This is a genomic window from Pandoraea sp., from assembly GCF_004297875.1.
Classification (GTDB): domain Bacteria; phylum Pseudomonadota; class Gammaproteobacteria; order Burkholderiales; family Burkholderiaceae; genus Pandoraea.
Genome location: NZ_SCSK01000067.1, coordinates 65,250 through 80,186 on the forward strand (window position 1 = coordinate 65,250; position 14,937 = coordinate 80,186).

General features: G+C 60.9%; 11 protein-coding genes. 6 read left to right on the forward strand and 5 right to left on the reverse strand.

The genetic code is table 11. The features are described from left to right. Positions 1 to 13 precede the first annotated feature (13 nt). The 3 genes from infB (at position 14) to truB (ending at position 4,357) form a co-directional block, all read left to right on the forward strand. Positions 14 to 2,893 (forward strand): translation initiation factor IF-2, encoded by a 2,880-nt coding sequence (infB, locus tag EPN80_RS19430; protein ID WP_293031272.1) that lies wholly within the window; start codon positions 14 to 16, stop codon positions 2,891 to 2,893. Positions 2,894 to 2,961: 68 nt separating this feature from the next. Next, positions 2,962 to 3,333, forward strand: coding sequence for a 30S ribosome-binding factor RbfA (gene rbfA / locus EPN80_RS19435; RefSeq protein WP_293031274.1), 372 nt, complete (start codon positions 2,962 to 2,964; stop codon positions 3,331 to 3,333). Positions 3,334 to 3,376: 43 nt separating this feature from the next. Next, the gene (truB, locus tag EPN80_RS19440) at positions 3,377 to 4,357 is read left to right on the forward strand and encodes a tRNA pseudouridine(55) synthase TruB (RefSeq protein WP_293031276.1); all 981 of its coding nucleotides are present in this window, start codon (positions 3,377 to 3,379) and stop codon (positions 4,355 to 4,357) included. A gap of 37 nt (positions 4,358 to 4,394) precedes the next feature. Here the strand turns inward: truB and EPN80_RS19445 are convergent, their stop codons facing one another. From EPN80_RS19445 to EPN80_RS19460, 4 genes are all read right to left on the reverse strand, one after another. Further along, a complete protein-coding gene (locus EPN80_RS19445; RefSeq protein WP_293031279.1) occupies positions 4,395 to 5,945 on the reverse strand; it encodes a DHA2 family efflux MFS transporter permease subunit in 1,551 nt (516 codons plus the stop codon). 13 nt (positions 5,946 to 5,958) lie between these two features. Beyond that, positions 5,959 to 7,194, reverse strand: a complete 1,236-nt coding sequence (locus EPN80_RS19450) for an efflux RND transporter periplasmic adaptor subunit (RefSeq protein ID WP_293031282.1) — start codon at positions 7,192 to 7,194, stop codon at positions 5,959 to 5,961. Positions 7,195 to 7,249: 55 nt separating this feature from the next. Then, on the reverse strand, positions 7,250 to 8,758 hold the full coding sequence (locus EPN80_RS19455; protein WP_293031285.1) for an efflux transporter outer membrane subunit: 1,509 nt from the start codon (positions 8,756 to 8,758) through the stop codon (positions 7,250 to 7,252). Between the two features lie 87 nt (positions 8,759 to 8,845). After that, positions 8,846 to 9,319: a MarR family transcriptional regulator gene (locus tag EPN80_RS19460; protein ID WP_293031288.1), complete on the reverse strand. Its 474-nt coding sequence runs from the start codon at positions 9,317 to 9,319 to the stop codon at positions 8,846 to 8,848. A 218-nt stretch (positions 9,320 to 9,537) separates the two neighbouring features. On the opposite strand from EPN80_RS19460, the gene typA reads away from it, so the two are divergent. Both typA and EPN80_RS19470 read left to right on the forward strand, forming a co-directional pair. After that, the gene (gene typA, locus EPN80_RS19465) at positions 9,538 to 11,361 is read left to right on the forward strand and encodes a translational GTPase TypA (protein ID WP_293031290.1); all 1,824 of its coding nucleotides are present in this window, start codon (positions 9,538 to 9,540) and stop codon (positions 11,359 to 11,361) included. Positions 11,362 to 11,472: 111 nt separating this feature from the next. Then, positions 11,473 to 12,570, forward strand: a complete 1,098-nt coding sequence (locus EPN80_RS19470) for an enoyl-CoA hydratase/isomerase family protein (RefSeq protein WP_293031293.1) — start codon at positions 11,473 to 11,475, stop codon at positions 12,568 to 12,570. Positions 12,571 to 12,958: 388 nt separating this feature from the next. On the opposite strand, the gene lexA is transcribed toward EPN80_RS19470, so the two are convergent. Beyond that, entirely contained in the window at positions 12,959 to 13,612 is a 654-nt protein-coding gene (gene lexA, locus EPN80_RS19475; protein ID WP_293031296.1) for a transcriptional repressor LexA, read from the reverse strand. A 228-nt stretch (positions 13,613 to 13,840) separates the two neighbouring features. On the opposite strand from lexA, the gene EPN80_RS19480 reads away from it, so the two are divergent. Beyond that, positions 13,841 to 14,875 carry a type II asparaginase gene (locus tag EPN80_RS19480; RefSeq protein ID WP_293031299.1) on the forward strand — a complete coding sequence of 345 codons (1,035 nt, stop codon included), beginning with the start codon at positions 13,841 to 13,843 and terminating at the stop codon, positions 14,873 to 14,875. Positions 14,876 to 14,937 lie beyond the last annotated feature (62 nt).

Genomic DNA, 14,937 nt, shown 5'->3' on the forward strand with positions numbered 1-14,937 from the left:
TGAAGAGGTTTGAATGGCGAGCATCAACGTAGCCCAATTTGCTGCAGAATTGAAAATGCCGGCCGGCGTCTTGCTGGAGCAATTGAAAGCCGCCGGTGTGGACAAGCGCAGCGCGGACGATTCACTGACTGAGGCCGACAAGGCCCAGTTGTTGGATCATCTGCGCCGGTCGCATGGTGCCGGTGACGGCGAGAAGAAAAAGATTACCTTGACGCGCCGTCAGACCTCTGAAATCAAACAGGCGGATTCCTCGGGAAAGGCCCGCACCATTCAGGTGGAAGTCCGCAAGAAGCGTGTCTTCGTCAAGCGGGACGACACGCCGATCGAGGTCGCCGAAGCGCAACCCGCCGAACCGTTGGTCAGCGACGCGGAGCTTGCTCGGCGCGAGGAAGAGGCGCGCAGTCAGGCCGAACTTTTGGCGCGCCAGGCTGAAGAGCTGAGGGAACGTCAGGAGCGTCTTGCCCGCGAGGAAGCGGAGCGGCAGGCCCGCGAAGCGGCCGCTGCCGAGGCTGAACGAGAGCGCGCGGCCGCTGCTGCCGCGGCGGAGCGCGCTGCCCAGCACGCCACGACAGCCGTCGAACAAGAGGCAACGGTGCAGAGCGACGCGGGTGGCGCGACGCAGGCCGCCCAAGCTGATGACGGTAAAGAAGCCGCCGCTGCGGCGGCGCGCGAAGCCGAAGCGGCGCAAGCGCGCGCGGCCTCCGAACAGGCGCGTGTCGAGGAAGATGAAATCCGCAAGCGGCGTGCGGCCGCCGAGTCCGAGGCGCGCGCCATTCGCGAGATGATGAATGCGCCGCGCAAAGTGCTCAAGGCGCCCGAGCCTCAGCCAGCAGCAGCCAAAGCCGAAAGCAAGGGTACGCTCCACAAGCCTGCCAAGGCAGCCAAGCCGGAGGACAAGAAGGAGGAGAAGAAACCCGTCAGTGCGACGGTCGCCGCGGCCGACAAGAGCAAGAAGCCCGTCAAGCAGGCGGGCGCGCCGTCGACATGGCAGAAGGACGACGCCGGTCGCAAACGCAGCATCAAGACCCGCGGTGATTCCTCCGGCGGGGTCGGCGACGGCTGGCGCGGACCGAAGGGCCACCGCCGGCATGCCCAGGAAGATCATCGTCAGGTATTCCAGGCGCCGACCGAGCCGGTCGTGCGCGAGGTCATGGTACCGGAGACCATTAGCGTGGCCGATCTGGCGCACAAGATGTCGGTCAAGGCGTCCGAGGTTATCAAGCTGATGATGAAGCTTGGCCAGATGGTCACGATCAACCAAGTGCTTGATCAGGAAACGGCCATGATCGTGGTCGAGGAACTCGGGCACACGGCGATTGCGGCGAAACTGGATGATCCCGAAACGGCGCTCGATCTGGGTGGCGAACATGTCGATGCCGAAGCATTGCCGCGGCCGCCGGTAGTGACGGTGATGGGGCACGTCGATCATGGCAAGACCTCCTTGCTTGATTACATCCGGCGCGCCAAGGTAGCGGCGGGCGAAGCGGGCGGCATTACCCAGCATATTGGCGCCTATCACGTCGAAACACCGCGTGGCGTGGTTACGTTCCTCGATACCCCGGGGCACGAGGCATTTACCGCCATGCGCGCGCGCGGTGCGCAATCGACCGATATCGTGATTCTGGTGGTTGCGGCCGACGACGGCGTGATGCCTCAGACCAAGGAGGCGATTGCACACGCGAAGGCCGCCGGCGTGCCTATCGTGGTGGCGCTCAACAAAATCGACAAGCCGGACGCGAATCCGGAGCGCGTCAAGCAGGAACTGGTCACCGAGGGCGTGGTGCCGGAAGAATATGGCGGCGATTCGCCGTTCGTGCCGGTGTCCGCCAAAACCGGACAAGGCATCGACGATCTGCTCGAAAACGTCATTCTTCAGGCCGAAGTGCTAGAACTGAAGGCACCTGTCGAGGCACCGGCCAAGGGCATCGTGATCGAGGCGAAGCTGGATAAGGGCAAGGGACCTGTGGCTACCATTCTGGTGCAGTCCGGCACGCTGCGTCGCGGCGACATGGTGCTGGCCGGCCAGGCTTATGGCCGTGTGCGGGCCATGCTCGACGAAATCGGCAAACCCACCAAAGAGGCCGGGCCATCGATTCCCGTCGAGATTCAAGGGCTATCCGAAGTGCCGGGCGCTGGCGAGGAAGTGCTGGTGCTGCCCGATGAGCGCAAGGCGCGCGAAATCGCACTGTTCCGTCAGGGCAAGTTCCGTGACGTGAAGCTGGCCAAGCAGCAGGCAGCCAAACTCGAGAACATGTTCGATCAGATGGCCGAGGGCGAAGTGCAGACCTTGGCGTTGATCGTCAAGGCCGACGTTCAGGGCTCCCAGGAAGCATTGGTGCACGCTCTGAACAAGCTGTCGACCGCCGAAGTTCGGGTGCAGATCGTGCATGCCGCCGTTGGCGGTATCAGCGAGTCGGACGTCAACCTGGCCACGGCCTCGAAGGCGGTCATTATCGGCTTCAACACCCGTGCCGATGCGCTTGCGCGGAAACTGGCCGAAGCCAACGGTATCGACATTCGCTACTACAACATCATCTACGACGCGGTGGATGAAGTGAAGGCCGCCATGTCGGGCATGTTGTCGCCGGAGAAGAAGGAAGAAGTCACTGGCCTGGTGTCAGTGCGCCAGGTGTTCAAGGTGCCGAAGGTTGGAACGGTGGCTGGCTGTATGGTCCTCGAAGGCGTGGTCAAGCGTTCGTCGTCGGTCCGTGTGCTACGCGACAACGTGGTCATCCATACTGGCGAGCTGGATTCGCTCAAGCGCTTCAAGGACGACGTCAGGGAAGTCAAGGCAGGCTTCGAGTGCGGTATGTCGGTGAAGAACTTCAATGACATCCAGGAAGGTGACCAGTTTGAAGTTTTCGAAATCACGGAGGTTGCCCGTACCCTGTGACACGACGCGATGCCGGGCTGAGCCCGGCATATCGTCGAGTCCTCGCGGTCCACGCGCTTGAGAGTTCGATGCCGAAAAAACGCAGTACGCCAGACCGCAATTTGCGTATCGCCGACCAGATCCAGCGTGATCTTTCGGCGATCATCATGCGCGAAATCAAAGACCCCCGGATTGGGATGGTCACAATTCAAAGTGTCGCGCTGACGCCCGATTACGCTCACGCCAAGATTTATTTCACCACGCTTACCGGAGATCCGGAAAAAACGCGTATCGCGCTGAATGAGGCAGCCGGCTTTCTCCGCAGCCTGTTGTTCAAATTGCTGCATATTCATACCGTGCCGACGCTGCATTTTGTGCATGACAAATCCATCGAGCAAGCCATCGAAATGTCAAAATTGATCGATGTCGCTAACGCCGATCGGGCCAAAGACGACGAATGAGCCGTGCGGGCGGTCGTTGTTCGATCGCCCTTTTTCTGCCGATATGCCTGACCTCAAGCCAAACGCCGAACGCAAACGCCGGCCCCGATTGCCTCTGAGTGGCGTACTGCTTCTCGACAAGCCGCTGGGACTGTCGTCGAACGATGCGCTGATGCGCGCCAAACGGCTACTCAATGCCCAAAAGGCCGGGCACACCGGTACGCTTGATCCACTGGCTACCGGGCTTTTGCCGCTATGTTTTGGCGAAGCCACCAAATTCGCCCAGGACTTGCTCGATGCCGACAAGACGTATCTTGCCAGCGTGAGACTGGGGAGGCGCACGGCGACCGGCGACGCCGAGGGCGAGGTGGTGTCCGAGCGTCAGGTGAATGTCGGCTCGGCCGATGTCGAAGCGATTTTGCGCCGCTTTACCGGCGTGATTGATCAGGTCCCGCCGATGTACTCGGCGCTCAAGCGAGACGGCAAACCGCTCTATGAGTATGCCCGGGCAGGGCAAGTCCTCGAGCGCGAACCCCGGCGCGTGACGATTCATCAACTGGAATTGACCGATAGCCAGCTTCCGCAGGCGCCGACGCTGATCCTGCGTGTGCATTGCAGCAAGGGGACGTACGTGCGTACCCTGGCCGAGGATATTGGCGAGGCGTTAGGATGCGGCGCCCATTTGACGGGACTTCGCCGTATTGGCGTGGGTGTGCTGACATTGGATGGCGCAGTCACGCTCGAAGACCTCGAAGCGCTGGAGGAAGGGCAGCGTGCGGCCCGATTGGCCCCGCTCGATGCGTTGCTTCAGCAGTTGCCAAGCCTGACACTTTCCGACGATCTGGCGCGCCGCTTTTGTCACGGGCAGCGCCTGCGACTGGACGACACGACGGCCCCGTCGTGTTCGCCGAGCGTTGTGTCGGCCGAGGCGTTGGTACGCGTCTACGGTAGCCTCGACCCCGCGCGAACGCCAGCGCTCCTTGGCGTAGCAATACGCAGCTCCGATGGCTTGCTGGTGCCCCGCCGGCTCATCGCACAACCCTGAAACGAGCTCTCGCAGTCGACGAACGACTGCGGGCAGATCAGTGAGCTCCCGCTGCGACGTCGGCGCCACCAGAGCTTCGGATGGGGCGGGTGAACCACACCAGCCCGATCATCAGGATGAACAGTACCGCCGAGATCCAGAAAATATCATTGGCGCCCAACATTGCCGACTGATTGGTGATCAGTCCGTCGATCATGCCGTATGCCTGCTCGTGACTTAAACCCAACGTGGTCAATCCGTTGACGGCATGGTCGAAGATCGGATTGTAGACATTCGCGCTTTCTGTCAATTGCGCATGGTGCAGCGATATTCGGTTATCCCATAAGGTCGCGGTAATCGAAGTGCCGACGCCACCGCACAGAATCCGTACGAAATTCGACAGACCGGCCGCCGCCGGGATGCGCCGTGCCGGCAAACCCGACAGGATGATGGCAGTCAGCGGAATGAAGAACATCGACATCGGGATGCCCTGCAGGAACGTTGGAATCAGCAATGTGTGAACATCCACCTGCGTATTGAATTCCGAGCGCATATAGAACACCAGCGCAAACAGCGCGAACGACGCCGTGACGACCCATCGCGCATCGACCTTGGGCAAGGTCTTGCCGATGACTGGCGAGAGCAGTATGGCGAACAGTCCCACCGGGGCCAGGATCAGGCCGGCCTGAGTCGCGGTATAGCCCAGATAGATCTGCAGCCATTGCGGCAGGATCACCAGGTTGCCGAAAAACAGACCGTAGCCGACGGAAATGGCGACCACACCCCCGGTGAAATTGATTCCCTTGAACAACGTAAGATCAACGACCGGATATTTCTCGGTAATTTCCCACACGATAAAAAAGGCGAACGAAACGATGGCGACCAGCGCCAGCGCCACGATCGTCGTCGAGTTGAACCAGTCGAGCTCCTTGCCTTTGTCGAGCATGATCTGCAGGGATCCGACCCACAGCACCAACAGCGTCAATCCGACCTTGTCGATCGGTTTGTGCTGGATCTGTGATTCACGCGTGCGATAGATCGACCAGGTCACCGACGCGGCGAGAATACCGATCGGGATGTTGATATAGAAAATCCATGGCCACTGGTAATTATCGGAAATCCAGCCGCCCAGGATTGGGCCGAGCACTGGCGCGACCAATGTAGTCATACCCCACATGGACAAGGCCATTGCGCTTTTCTGCTGCGGGTAACTGGACAACAGCAGCGATTGCGACAACGGAATCATCGGGCCGGCCACCGCACCCTGAAGCACGCGAGCGGCCAGCAAAAATCCGAGTGTGGGCGCCATGCCGCACAACCAGGAAGAGATCACGAACAAAAGTATCGACGAGATGAACAGGCGGACCTGGCCGAAGCGCTCGGTCAGCCATCCCGTTAATGGCACCGAGATCGCATTGGCCACGGCGAATGAAGTGATGACCCAGGTGCCTTGGCTCGCGGAAACGCCCAGGTCACCGGAAATCGCCGGAATCGACACATTGGCGATCGAAGTGTCGAGCACGTTCATGAACGTCGCCAACGACAGCGCGATGGTCCCGAGTACGAGTTGTCCGCCGCGCAACGGCGCGGGTTGGGCGTGAGATGTCATAACCTGGCGCGGATTACAGAAGTTTGGCCTTGGCCGGTTTGTCCGAGGACTCGTCGGCGCTGGCATGTGCGCCCAAGTTGTCCTCGATGATGCGTGCCACGATGGCGTCGGCCTGGTGTCCAATCTTCTCGAACACGTCGGTCTGGTAGGTCGGCATGGCCGGCGCGTTGCCGAGCGCCTTGCCCTTCGTGTTGTGCACGTCGACTTCGACTTGCATCGACAGGCCGATGCGCAGCGGATGCTTGGCAAGTTCCTTCGGGTCCAGCGCGATGCGTACGGGCAGGCGCTGTACCACCTTGATCCAGTTGCCGGTGGCGTTTTGCGCTGGCAACAGTGAGAAAGCGCTGCCGGTGCCCGCCGAGAATCCGGCGACCGTGCCGTGGAATTTGACGCTCGAGCCATAAACGTCCGCCGTCATTTCCACGGGTTGCCCAACCCGCATATGCGCGATCTGCACTTCCTTGAAGTTGGCGTCGACCCAGACTTGGTTGAGCGGCACGATGGCCATCAATGGCGTGCCGGGTGCCACGCGCTGCCCGACCTGGACGGCACGCTTGGCGACATAGCCGGCGACCGGCGCAGGGATCGACGTGCGCGCATAGTCCAGATATACCGCACGAAGTTTGTCGGCCGCTTGCCTCACTTGCGGATGCGTGGCCACCGTGGTCTTGTCGGTCAGCGCGTGATTCGACATGAGCTGGCTGCGAGCCACCGCCAGCGCGGCTTCGACTGTCTTGACGGCATCTTGCGCATGCCCCAGTTCCTCGCGTGAGACCGCGCCGCTGGGCATCGCGATTTCACGGCGCTGCAGGTCGGCACGAGCCTTGGCCAGGTCGGCTTCACGCATTGCGACGGTTGCAGCCAGGGCCTGATTGTCCACATACAGCGTGCGTACCTGGCGCACCGTTTGCGCGAGATTGGCTTCGGCCTGCAGCAGGGCCACCCGGGAGTCGGCCTGATCAAGCTGCACGAGCGTTTGACCGGCTTGCACCATTTGCGTGTCGTCGGCGTTGACGCCCGTTACCGTGCCGCCCACCTGCGGCGTGATTTGCACCACATTGCCCGAAACATAGGCGTCGTCGGTGCTTTCGTAGTAGCGCGCGTATAAACCCCAATAGAGCCCATACCCGATGGCTGCCACGATGATCACGGCGCTCAGCGTCAGCATCATGCGCTTTCGCTTGCCGTTGTTGCCGGTCGCCGCGGCAGGTGCGGGTTGGGCGGCAGCGCCCTGTTGGTTGTCACTCATAATCTGCTCCGTTGAGATCTTTCAAATTTTTAAATTCGTTGGGCAACGTGCCGCTTCAATGAATTGCCGCAGCGGGTGACGCCGCTTGCGCCAGACTGCCCGATGCTTGAGCCAAGCCGGCCGCCTGAGCATCGAATCCTCCGCCCATGGCCTTGATCAACGCCATCTGCTGGTCGCGGCGAGTGGCGACCAGATTGGCGCGCAATTGTTCTTGTGCCAGAAGGGACGATTCGGCGTTCAGCACGACCAACTGTGGCGCCAGTCCGGCTCTGTAGCGGCTCACGGCAAGGTCATAGGCGCTTTTGGCCGCATCGTAGGCTTGTGCCTGCGTCACTAACTGCTGGTCGGTCGAGTGAATGCTGCTCAGGCGGTCGGCGACGTCGGTCAACGCGTCGTTCAATGTCTTGTCGTACGAGGCGACCGCTTCCTCATAACGCGCGTACTCGCCCTTCAGATTGGCGCGCAGACGGCCGCCGTCGAAGATCGGCAGACTGATCGCGGGGCCGGCCTGTATCTGTTGGCTGGCCGCGGTGAACAATTGTCCCAGGCCAAACGAGCTGAACCCGATCGTCGCCATCAAGTTGATGTCCGGGTAGAAGCGGGCCTTTGCAACATCCACGCCCTTGAGCGCGGCTTCCACTTGCCAGCGCGCGGCAACGATATCCGGCCGGCGCCCCAGCAGGTTCAGCGGCAGGTTGTCCGGGATGCGGGGAGAGGCAATCGTCGCGAGTCTCGGCCTGGCGATTTGCAGGCCGCGATCGGGGCCTTTGCCGAGCAGCGCGCCCAACTGATGCCGGGTCAGGAGGATTTGTCCGTTCAACTGACTCAACTGGGTTTTGGCGTCGGCGATATTGCCTTGCGCCTGCTTGGTTTCGACTTTCGTATCCAGCCCGGCTCTCAAACGATCGCGGGCCAGACGGCTCAGCATCTCGCGTTGCTTCAACTCTCGCATGAGCACGTCTCGCAAGGCATACTGCTGGGCCAATTGGTTGTATGCGCGCGCTACCGCGGTGGCCACAGTCAGGCGCGCCTCCTGATCCGCGGCCTCTTCGGCTTTTTCCGCAGAAATGGCCTGAGCCTGCGCCGCGCGATTTTTACCCCACAGATCCAGCTCGTAGGTCAGATTCGCCATTGCATCGCCCTGGGTGAACCAGGAACCACCGTAGCCCGGCGGATAAATCGTGTGCTCGGTGAATTTTTGGCGGTAGACATCCCCGCTCACGCCGATCCTGGGCAGGAGCGCGGCCCCCGCGCCTTCGGCCTGGGCGCGAGCAGCCGCCAAACGCGCCTGCGCCATCTGCAAATCCGGATTGCCGGCGAGGGCCTCGTGAATCAATTGCTGGAGTTGGGGGTCGCCGAATTGAGCCGCCCAATCGGTCGTCGGCCATTGTCCGCCCTGGCTGGGGAGGCTGCGCGCGGTTGCGTAAGCATTCGGTGATGCAATGCGCTTGTCGCTATGGATTCCCATGTAATTCGCGCATCCGGACAGTCCCAGTACGGCAATGGCGATACACGCCATGGTGAGCGTCCGCAGGCGAGGCATATTGGGATAGGTTGCTTGCATAGCAAAACCCTTAGTCATTGAATCGATGGATAGTAATACAACGCGTTAGAATGATTCTTCGGCATGAAATGATTGCTAAAGCAATATTTACCCGATCTCGCTGTTGGCGATCACACGCCGGAGCAGGCTTTTCAGAAGGGTGACCTCGTCCGGGGTGAAGCCACGCAGTAACCGATCGGCGCAAGCGAGAAAAATCTCCGGCATTCGCATGGCTTGCGCGCGGCCCTCGGCAGTCAAAGTCAGGATGACCGTACGCCGGTCTTCGCGGCTGCGTTCCCGGATCAGCAGGCCATGCTTCTCGAGACGGTCCAGCAAGCGCGTCACAGCGCTGGCATCGATGCAATACTCGCGCGAGAGATCGGCGGCTGTGGTGCATTTGCCGGTGGCCAACTTGTATAGCATGGTGGCCTGGGTGCTGGTCAGGCCGAAACGCGAAGTCTCCTGCGTCAGTTGCGCCATCAGCAGGGAACGAACACGCGCGACCAGATAGCCCATGGAATCCTCCATGTCATACCCGGGGTAGGGTGCCTGCTCAGGCGCGGGAAGGTCGGGTTGTGTCATTTTAGTGCTCATGCAATAGTTGCCTAGGCATGATTATAGCGATTGCTTAATTATTTGCAAGGCGGGGCAATAATTGACTATGCAATTATTGTGGCCGAACAACAAGGCCCGGTTGGCGCCCCGGTGTTTTCGTGTCGGGCTCCGGTTGCTTGTCATAAGCGAACAAGCCAGCCGTGCTAAAATGTTCGATTGCTCCAAAACATTCTTTCCTTCTTTTCATGACCCGCGCCCTACGTAACATCGCCATCATTGCCCACGTTGACCACGGCAAGACCACGCTCGTCGACAAACTGCTGCGCCAATCCGGCACCTTCCGCGAGAACCAGCAAATTGCTGAGCGTGTGATGGATTCGAACGATATCGAAAAGGAGCGCGGCATCACGATTCTTGCCAAGAACTGCGCTGTCGAATACGGCGACACGCATATCAACATCGTCGACACGCCGGGACACGCCGATTTCGGCGGTGAGGTCGAGCGAGTGCTGTCGATGGTCGACAGTGTGCTGCTGCTGGTCGATGCGGTTGAAGGCCCGATGCCGCAGACGCGCTTCGTGACCCGCAAGGCGCTGGCGCTGGGGCTCAAGCCGATCGTGGTAGTGAACAAGATCGATCGCCCGGGCGCACGCCCGGATTGGGTCATCAACCAGACATTCGATCTGTTCGACAAGCTCGGCGCGACCGACGAGCAACTCGATTTCCCGGTGGTTTATGCGTCCGCACTGAATGGTTACGCGAGCCTCGATCCGAGCGTCCGCGAGGGGGATATGCGCCCGCTGTTCGAAGCGATTCTGGAACACGTGCCGGTGCGTCCGGCCGATCCGGACGCGCCGTTGCAGCTCCAGATCACCTCGCTCGATTATTCGACCTATGTTGGTCGCATCGGCATCGGACGCGTGTCGCGCGGTCGTATCCGTCCGGGGCAGCCGGTGGCGATGCGCTTCGGCCCGGACGGCGAAGTGTTCAACAGAAAGATCAACCAAGTGCTGTCGTTCAAGGGGCTCGAGCGGGTCCAGGTGGAGAGCGCCGAAGCCGGCGACATCGTGCTTATCAACGGGATCGAGGACGTCGGCATCGGTGCGACGATCTGCGCCGTCGAGCAGCCCGAGGCGCTGCCGATGATCAGTGTCGACGAACCGACCCTGACGATGAATTTTTGCGTCAACACTTCGCCACTGGCGGGGCGGGAGGGCAAATTCATTACCAGCCGTCAGATTCGCGAACGCCTGATGCGCGAACTGAACCACAACGTCGCATTGCGCGTGAAGGACACGGCGGACGAGACCATCTTCGAAGTGTCTGGCCGCGGCGAGTTGCACCTGACTATTCTCGTCGAGAACATGCGCCGCGAAGGCTACGAGCTTGCCGTATCGCGCCCGCGCGTGGTCATGAAGGAGATCGATGGGGTCAAGCACGAACCCTACGAGTTGCTGACGGTCGACGTCGAGGACGGCCACCAGGGCGCGGTAATGGAAGAGTTGGGGCGCCGCAAGGGCGAGTTGATCGACATGGCGTCCGACGGCCGGGGCCGAACGCGTCTGGAATACCGCATTCCTGCACGGGGCTTGATCGGTTTTCAGGGAGAATTCCTGTCGATGACCCGTGGCACGGGGCTGATCAGTCATATTTTCGACGCTTATGCGCCCGTGCGCGAAGGTAATCTCGGCGAGCGCCGCAATGGCGTGCTGATCTCGCAAGACGACGGTGCCGCGGTCGCCTACGCGTTGTGGAAACTGCAGGATCGCGGCCGGATGTTCGTCAAGCCCGGCGATGCGCTCTACGAAGGGATGATCATCGGCATCCACAGCCGCGACAACGATTTGGTGGTCAATCCGATCAAGGGCAAACAACTGACCAATGTGCGCGCCTCGGGCACGGACGAAGCCGTGCGCCTGGTGCCTCCGATCCAGATGTCGCTTGAATATGCGGTCGAGTTCATCGACGACGACGAACTGGTCGAGATTACGCCGCAGTCCATTCGTTTGCGCAAGCGCTTCCTGAAAGAGCACGAGCGCAAGAAAGCATCGCGCGAAGAGCGAACCTGAGCTCCGGCTCGCGCGTCAGGCCGGCTTCCCGCCGGCATGTTTGCGGTACGATAAAGCCGGTGCCTCGCACCGGCTTTTTTTATCTGTCACCTCTTGCCACGGTGCTGCGTCATGTCCGAATTCATCGAAACCAGGATCGTCAACCATGTTGGTCTGATCACCTTGAACAGGCCAAAAGCCTTGAACGCGCTGTCGCCCGACATGATTCGATCGCTGACGGCTGCGCTCCTGCAATGGGCCGAAGATCCCCAAGTCTACGCCGTATTCGTGCGAGGCGTCGGCGAGAAAGGATTTTGCGCGGGCGGAGACATCCGCTATTTTTATGAGACTGCGCAGCGCGACCGTGCGGCGCTGCTGCCGTATTTCGTCGAAGAGTACGCGCTTGACTATTTGATCGCGACGTATCCGAAGCCGTACATCGCATTGCTCGACGGTATCGTGATGGGCGGGGGCATGGGGATCTCCCAAGGCGCCGCCTTGCGTATCGTTACCGAGACGACGCGCATGGCCATGCCGGAGACGCAGATTGGATTATTTCCCGACGTTGGCGGTGGGCATTTCCTGGCGCGACTGCCGGGCCACATTGGTGAATACCTGGGCGTTACCGGTGTGGCGATCGGTGCGGCTGATGCGCTCTATGCCGGCTTGGCAGACGTTTATTTGCCGCGCAACATGACGACCGACCTGCTGTCGTTACTGGAGAACGAGCCTTGGCAAGACGGCAACGCAGTGATGGATCGCGTGCGTGCTCTGGCCAATGGCCATGTTGCGCCGTCGCCGCGCGACATGCCACTCGAGGATTTGCGCGGCGCCATCGATATGCATTTTTCCCACGAGAGTATGTCATCGATTCTGGCATCGCTGTCGCGTGAAGCACGTTGCGAATTCAGCGAGTGGGCGCGGCAGATCGAGGCACAACTGGGCAAGCGTTCTCCACTGATGGTATGCGTGACGCTCGAGCAAATCCGCCGGGCACGTTCGCAGTCTTTGTCACTGGCGGACGAATTGAGGGTCGAACTCTCGATGATGAAACACGTGTTCGACGGTCACGATGGGCCGGAGGGCATTCGCGCCCTGGCGATAGACAAGGATCACGCGCCTCGGTGGCTTCCGGCGAGTCTTGATCAGGTCGATGCGAAGCAGGTGGCCCGATTCTTCGAGAGCGAGTGGCGGGCCCAGGCACACCCGCTGGCGCATCTGGGCGCCTAGGTCACGCGTCGGCGCGGGTTTCGGTATTCTGGCCCGGAGGAGCGGCGACAGGATGATACAGGCGTACGCAGGTGGTCATACCTCGATATGGCAATAGCGTTCGACGAGGGACTGATCCAACTTGTGGCAAATATCGTTGATATTGCCGACCATGATGATGTGCGAAGGGCCACGATACACTCGAACCGGGCGCGGCGAGCGCAACGCGCGAACCGATAGTGTGCTGGGGGCGGGGGCGCGCGAGGCGCGTATGAAAGAAAATAATTTACCCATGATCCCATCCTTGCAAAGCGTGAAGTGAAGGGCCCGCTGCCGATGCTTTCTGATGTATTTCATGACGCACGTCGGTGCGATGCGCCAGCAACAGGAAATATGTATTTGGTAAAACTTATAGTTCGCTAGTGCGAATCAGTCCGACGGCGATGCCCTCCAGCGAGAAATCGTCGGGATTTCCACTCACGACGATATTCTGGAAATCCGGGTTTTCAGCGATCAACTCGACCCCGCCCGGGCGTCGCTTCAGGCGCTTGACGGTTACCTCGTCACCCAGTCGGGCTACCACGATCTGTCCGTCGCGGGCATCGCTCGTGCGCTGCACGGCAAGCAGATCACCGTCCAGAATGCCGGCATCGCGCATGCTGAGGCCGCGAACCTTCAAAAGATAATCCGGCTGGCGGGCAAACAGCGCTGCATCGCATTGATAATGGGCTTCGATGTGTTCCTGGGCGAGAATGGGGCTGCCTGCAGCGACCCGGCCAATCAGCGGGAGCGACAATTGCATCAGCGCCATGTGGGGTAGCGTGAACTGATGCTGGCTGTCGTCGTCGACGAGCGTCTTGACTCGAATCCCGCGCGACGTGCCGGCCGCGAGCTCGATGACGCCTTTGCGTGCGAGCGCCCGCAGGTGCTCTTCGGCGGCGTTGGCCGAACTGAAGCCGAGCTCTGCGGCAATTTCCGCCCGAGTGGGCGGAAAACCGGTGCGCTCGATGGCTTGGCGAACCAGGTCATAGACCTGTTGTTGGCGGGCAGTGAGTTTGTGCATGGTTACTGTATGGAAGTACAGGCAACTGTATTTTTGTACAGTATTCTGATTTATGCAAGCAGAACTTCATGTCGATTCTCAAGTTTCGCCAAACTCGACCTAGTCACAAGAGCCGGCCTGCTTCGTATTCCCTGTATCCATGCCGGATGCGGCAACGATCGGCAGCGGGCCGCCGCTCATGGATGACCCCAAATTGAGAGATGCGGCGAATTGGCTACAATCGCGGTCATGAAAACACCCTCTCCTACACCCAAGCATGCCGGCGCCCGCCGGTTGCCCCAGGTGGTCTTGCTGGCCACCGGCGGCACGATTGCCGGCTACGCGACCGATGCCGGGCGCACCGCTACTTACCAGGCCGGCGCGCTTAATATCGAAACTCTGTTGACAGCTGTGCCGGGTTTGACCGATGTCGCGCGCGTGCGGTCCGAGCAAATCGCGCAAATCGACAGCAAAGACATGACATGCGCGCTGTGGCTGACTCTGGCGGAACGCGTCAATGCGGTGCTGGCCGAGCCGGACGTGGCTGGGGTGGTGATTACCCACGGCACCGATACGCTGGAGGAGACAGCCTACTTCCTTCATTTGACGATCAAGAGCGACAAGCCAGTGGTGATGACTGCCGCCATGCGACCCGCTACGGCCTTGTCGGCGGACGGGCCGCTCAATCTGCTCAATGCGGTGCGGGTTGCAGCCCATCCCGAGACCGCCGGGCGGGGCGTCCTGGTGGTTGTCAATCATCAGATTCATTGCGCGCGCGATGTCGTCAAGGCCAGCACTTACTCGGTACAGGCGTTCCAGTCGCCCGAGGTCGGTGTGCTCGGCTGGGTGCAGGACGAGTGGATCGAGTTGCAGCGCCGTGCGCTGAGGCGCCACACGGTGCAAAGCGAGTTCGACGTGGCAGGTCGGCGTGCTCTACCGATGGTCGAAGTGCTCTCCAGTTATGCCAACGCGTCGACCCTGCCGGTCGAGGCGCTGGTGAGCGCGGGGGTGCGGGCGCTGGTAGTGGCGGGGACCGGCAACGGTTCGCTGTATGGCCCGCTGCAGCAGGCGCTGGCCGAGGCGGCCAGGCAGGGGGTGCGAGTCGTGCGCGCCTCTCGCACCGGATCCGGACACGTGATGCGCAATGGTGCCGCCGCCGACGACGCACTGGGCTTCGTCAGCGCAGACAACCTGCACCCGTACAAGGCGCGCGTGCTGGCGATGCTCGCATTGGCGCACGATATACCCGCCGATCGCTGGCAAGCGCTGTTCGAGACTTATTGAGCGAACCAAGCTTGCGAGCAACGGTCAACTTTTATATTGACTGGCCCCGCCTATCTTCTGTG

Excerpts from the sequence above, each read along its gene's own strand:
- infB (WP_293031272.1), top strand. The coding sequence starts at position 14 with ATGGCGAGCATCAACGTAGCCCAATTTGCTGCAGAATTGAAAATGCCG.
- rbfA (WP_293031274.1), top strand. The coding sequence starts at position 2,962 with ATGCCGAAAAAACGCAGTACGCCAGACCGCAATTTGCGTATCGCCGAC.
- truB (WP_293031276.1), top strand. The coding sequence starts at position 3,377 with ATGCCTGACCTCAAGCCAAACGCCGAACGCAAACGCCGGCCCCGATTG.
- EPN80_RS19445 (WP_293031279.1), bottom strand. The coding sequence starts at position 5,945 with ATGACATCTCACGCCCAACCCGCGCCGTTGCGCGGCGGACAACTCGTA.
- EPN80_RS19450 (WP_293031282.1), bottom strand. The coding sequence starts at position 7,194 with ATGAGTGACAACCAACAGGGCGCTGCCGCCCAACCCGCACCTGCCGCG.
- EPN80_RS19455 (WP_293031285.1), bottom strand. The coding sequence starts at position 8,758 with ATGCAAGCAACCTATCCCAATATGCCTCGCCTGCGGACGCTCACCATG.
- EPN80_RS19460 (WP_293031288.1), bottom strand. The coding sequence starts at position 9,319 with ATGACACAACCCGACCTTCCCGCGCCTGAGCAGGCACCCTACCCCGGG.
- typA (WP_293031290.1), top strand. The coding sequence starts at position 9,538 with ATGACCCGCGCCCTACGTAACATCGCCATCATTGCCCACGTTGACCAC.
- EPN80_RS19470 (WP_293031293.1), top strand. The coding sequence starts at position 11,473 with ATGTCCGAATTCATCGAAACCAGGATCGTCAACCATGTTGGTCTGATC.
- lexA (WP_293031296.1), bottom strand. The coding sequence starts at position 13,612 with ATGCACAAACTCACTGCCCGCCAACAACAGGTCTATGACCTGGTTCGC.
- EPN80_RS19480 (WP_293031299.1), top strand. The coding sequence starts at position 13,841 with ATGAAAACACCCTCTCCTACACCCAAGCATGCCGGCGCCCGCCGGTTG.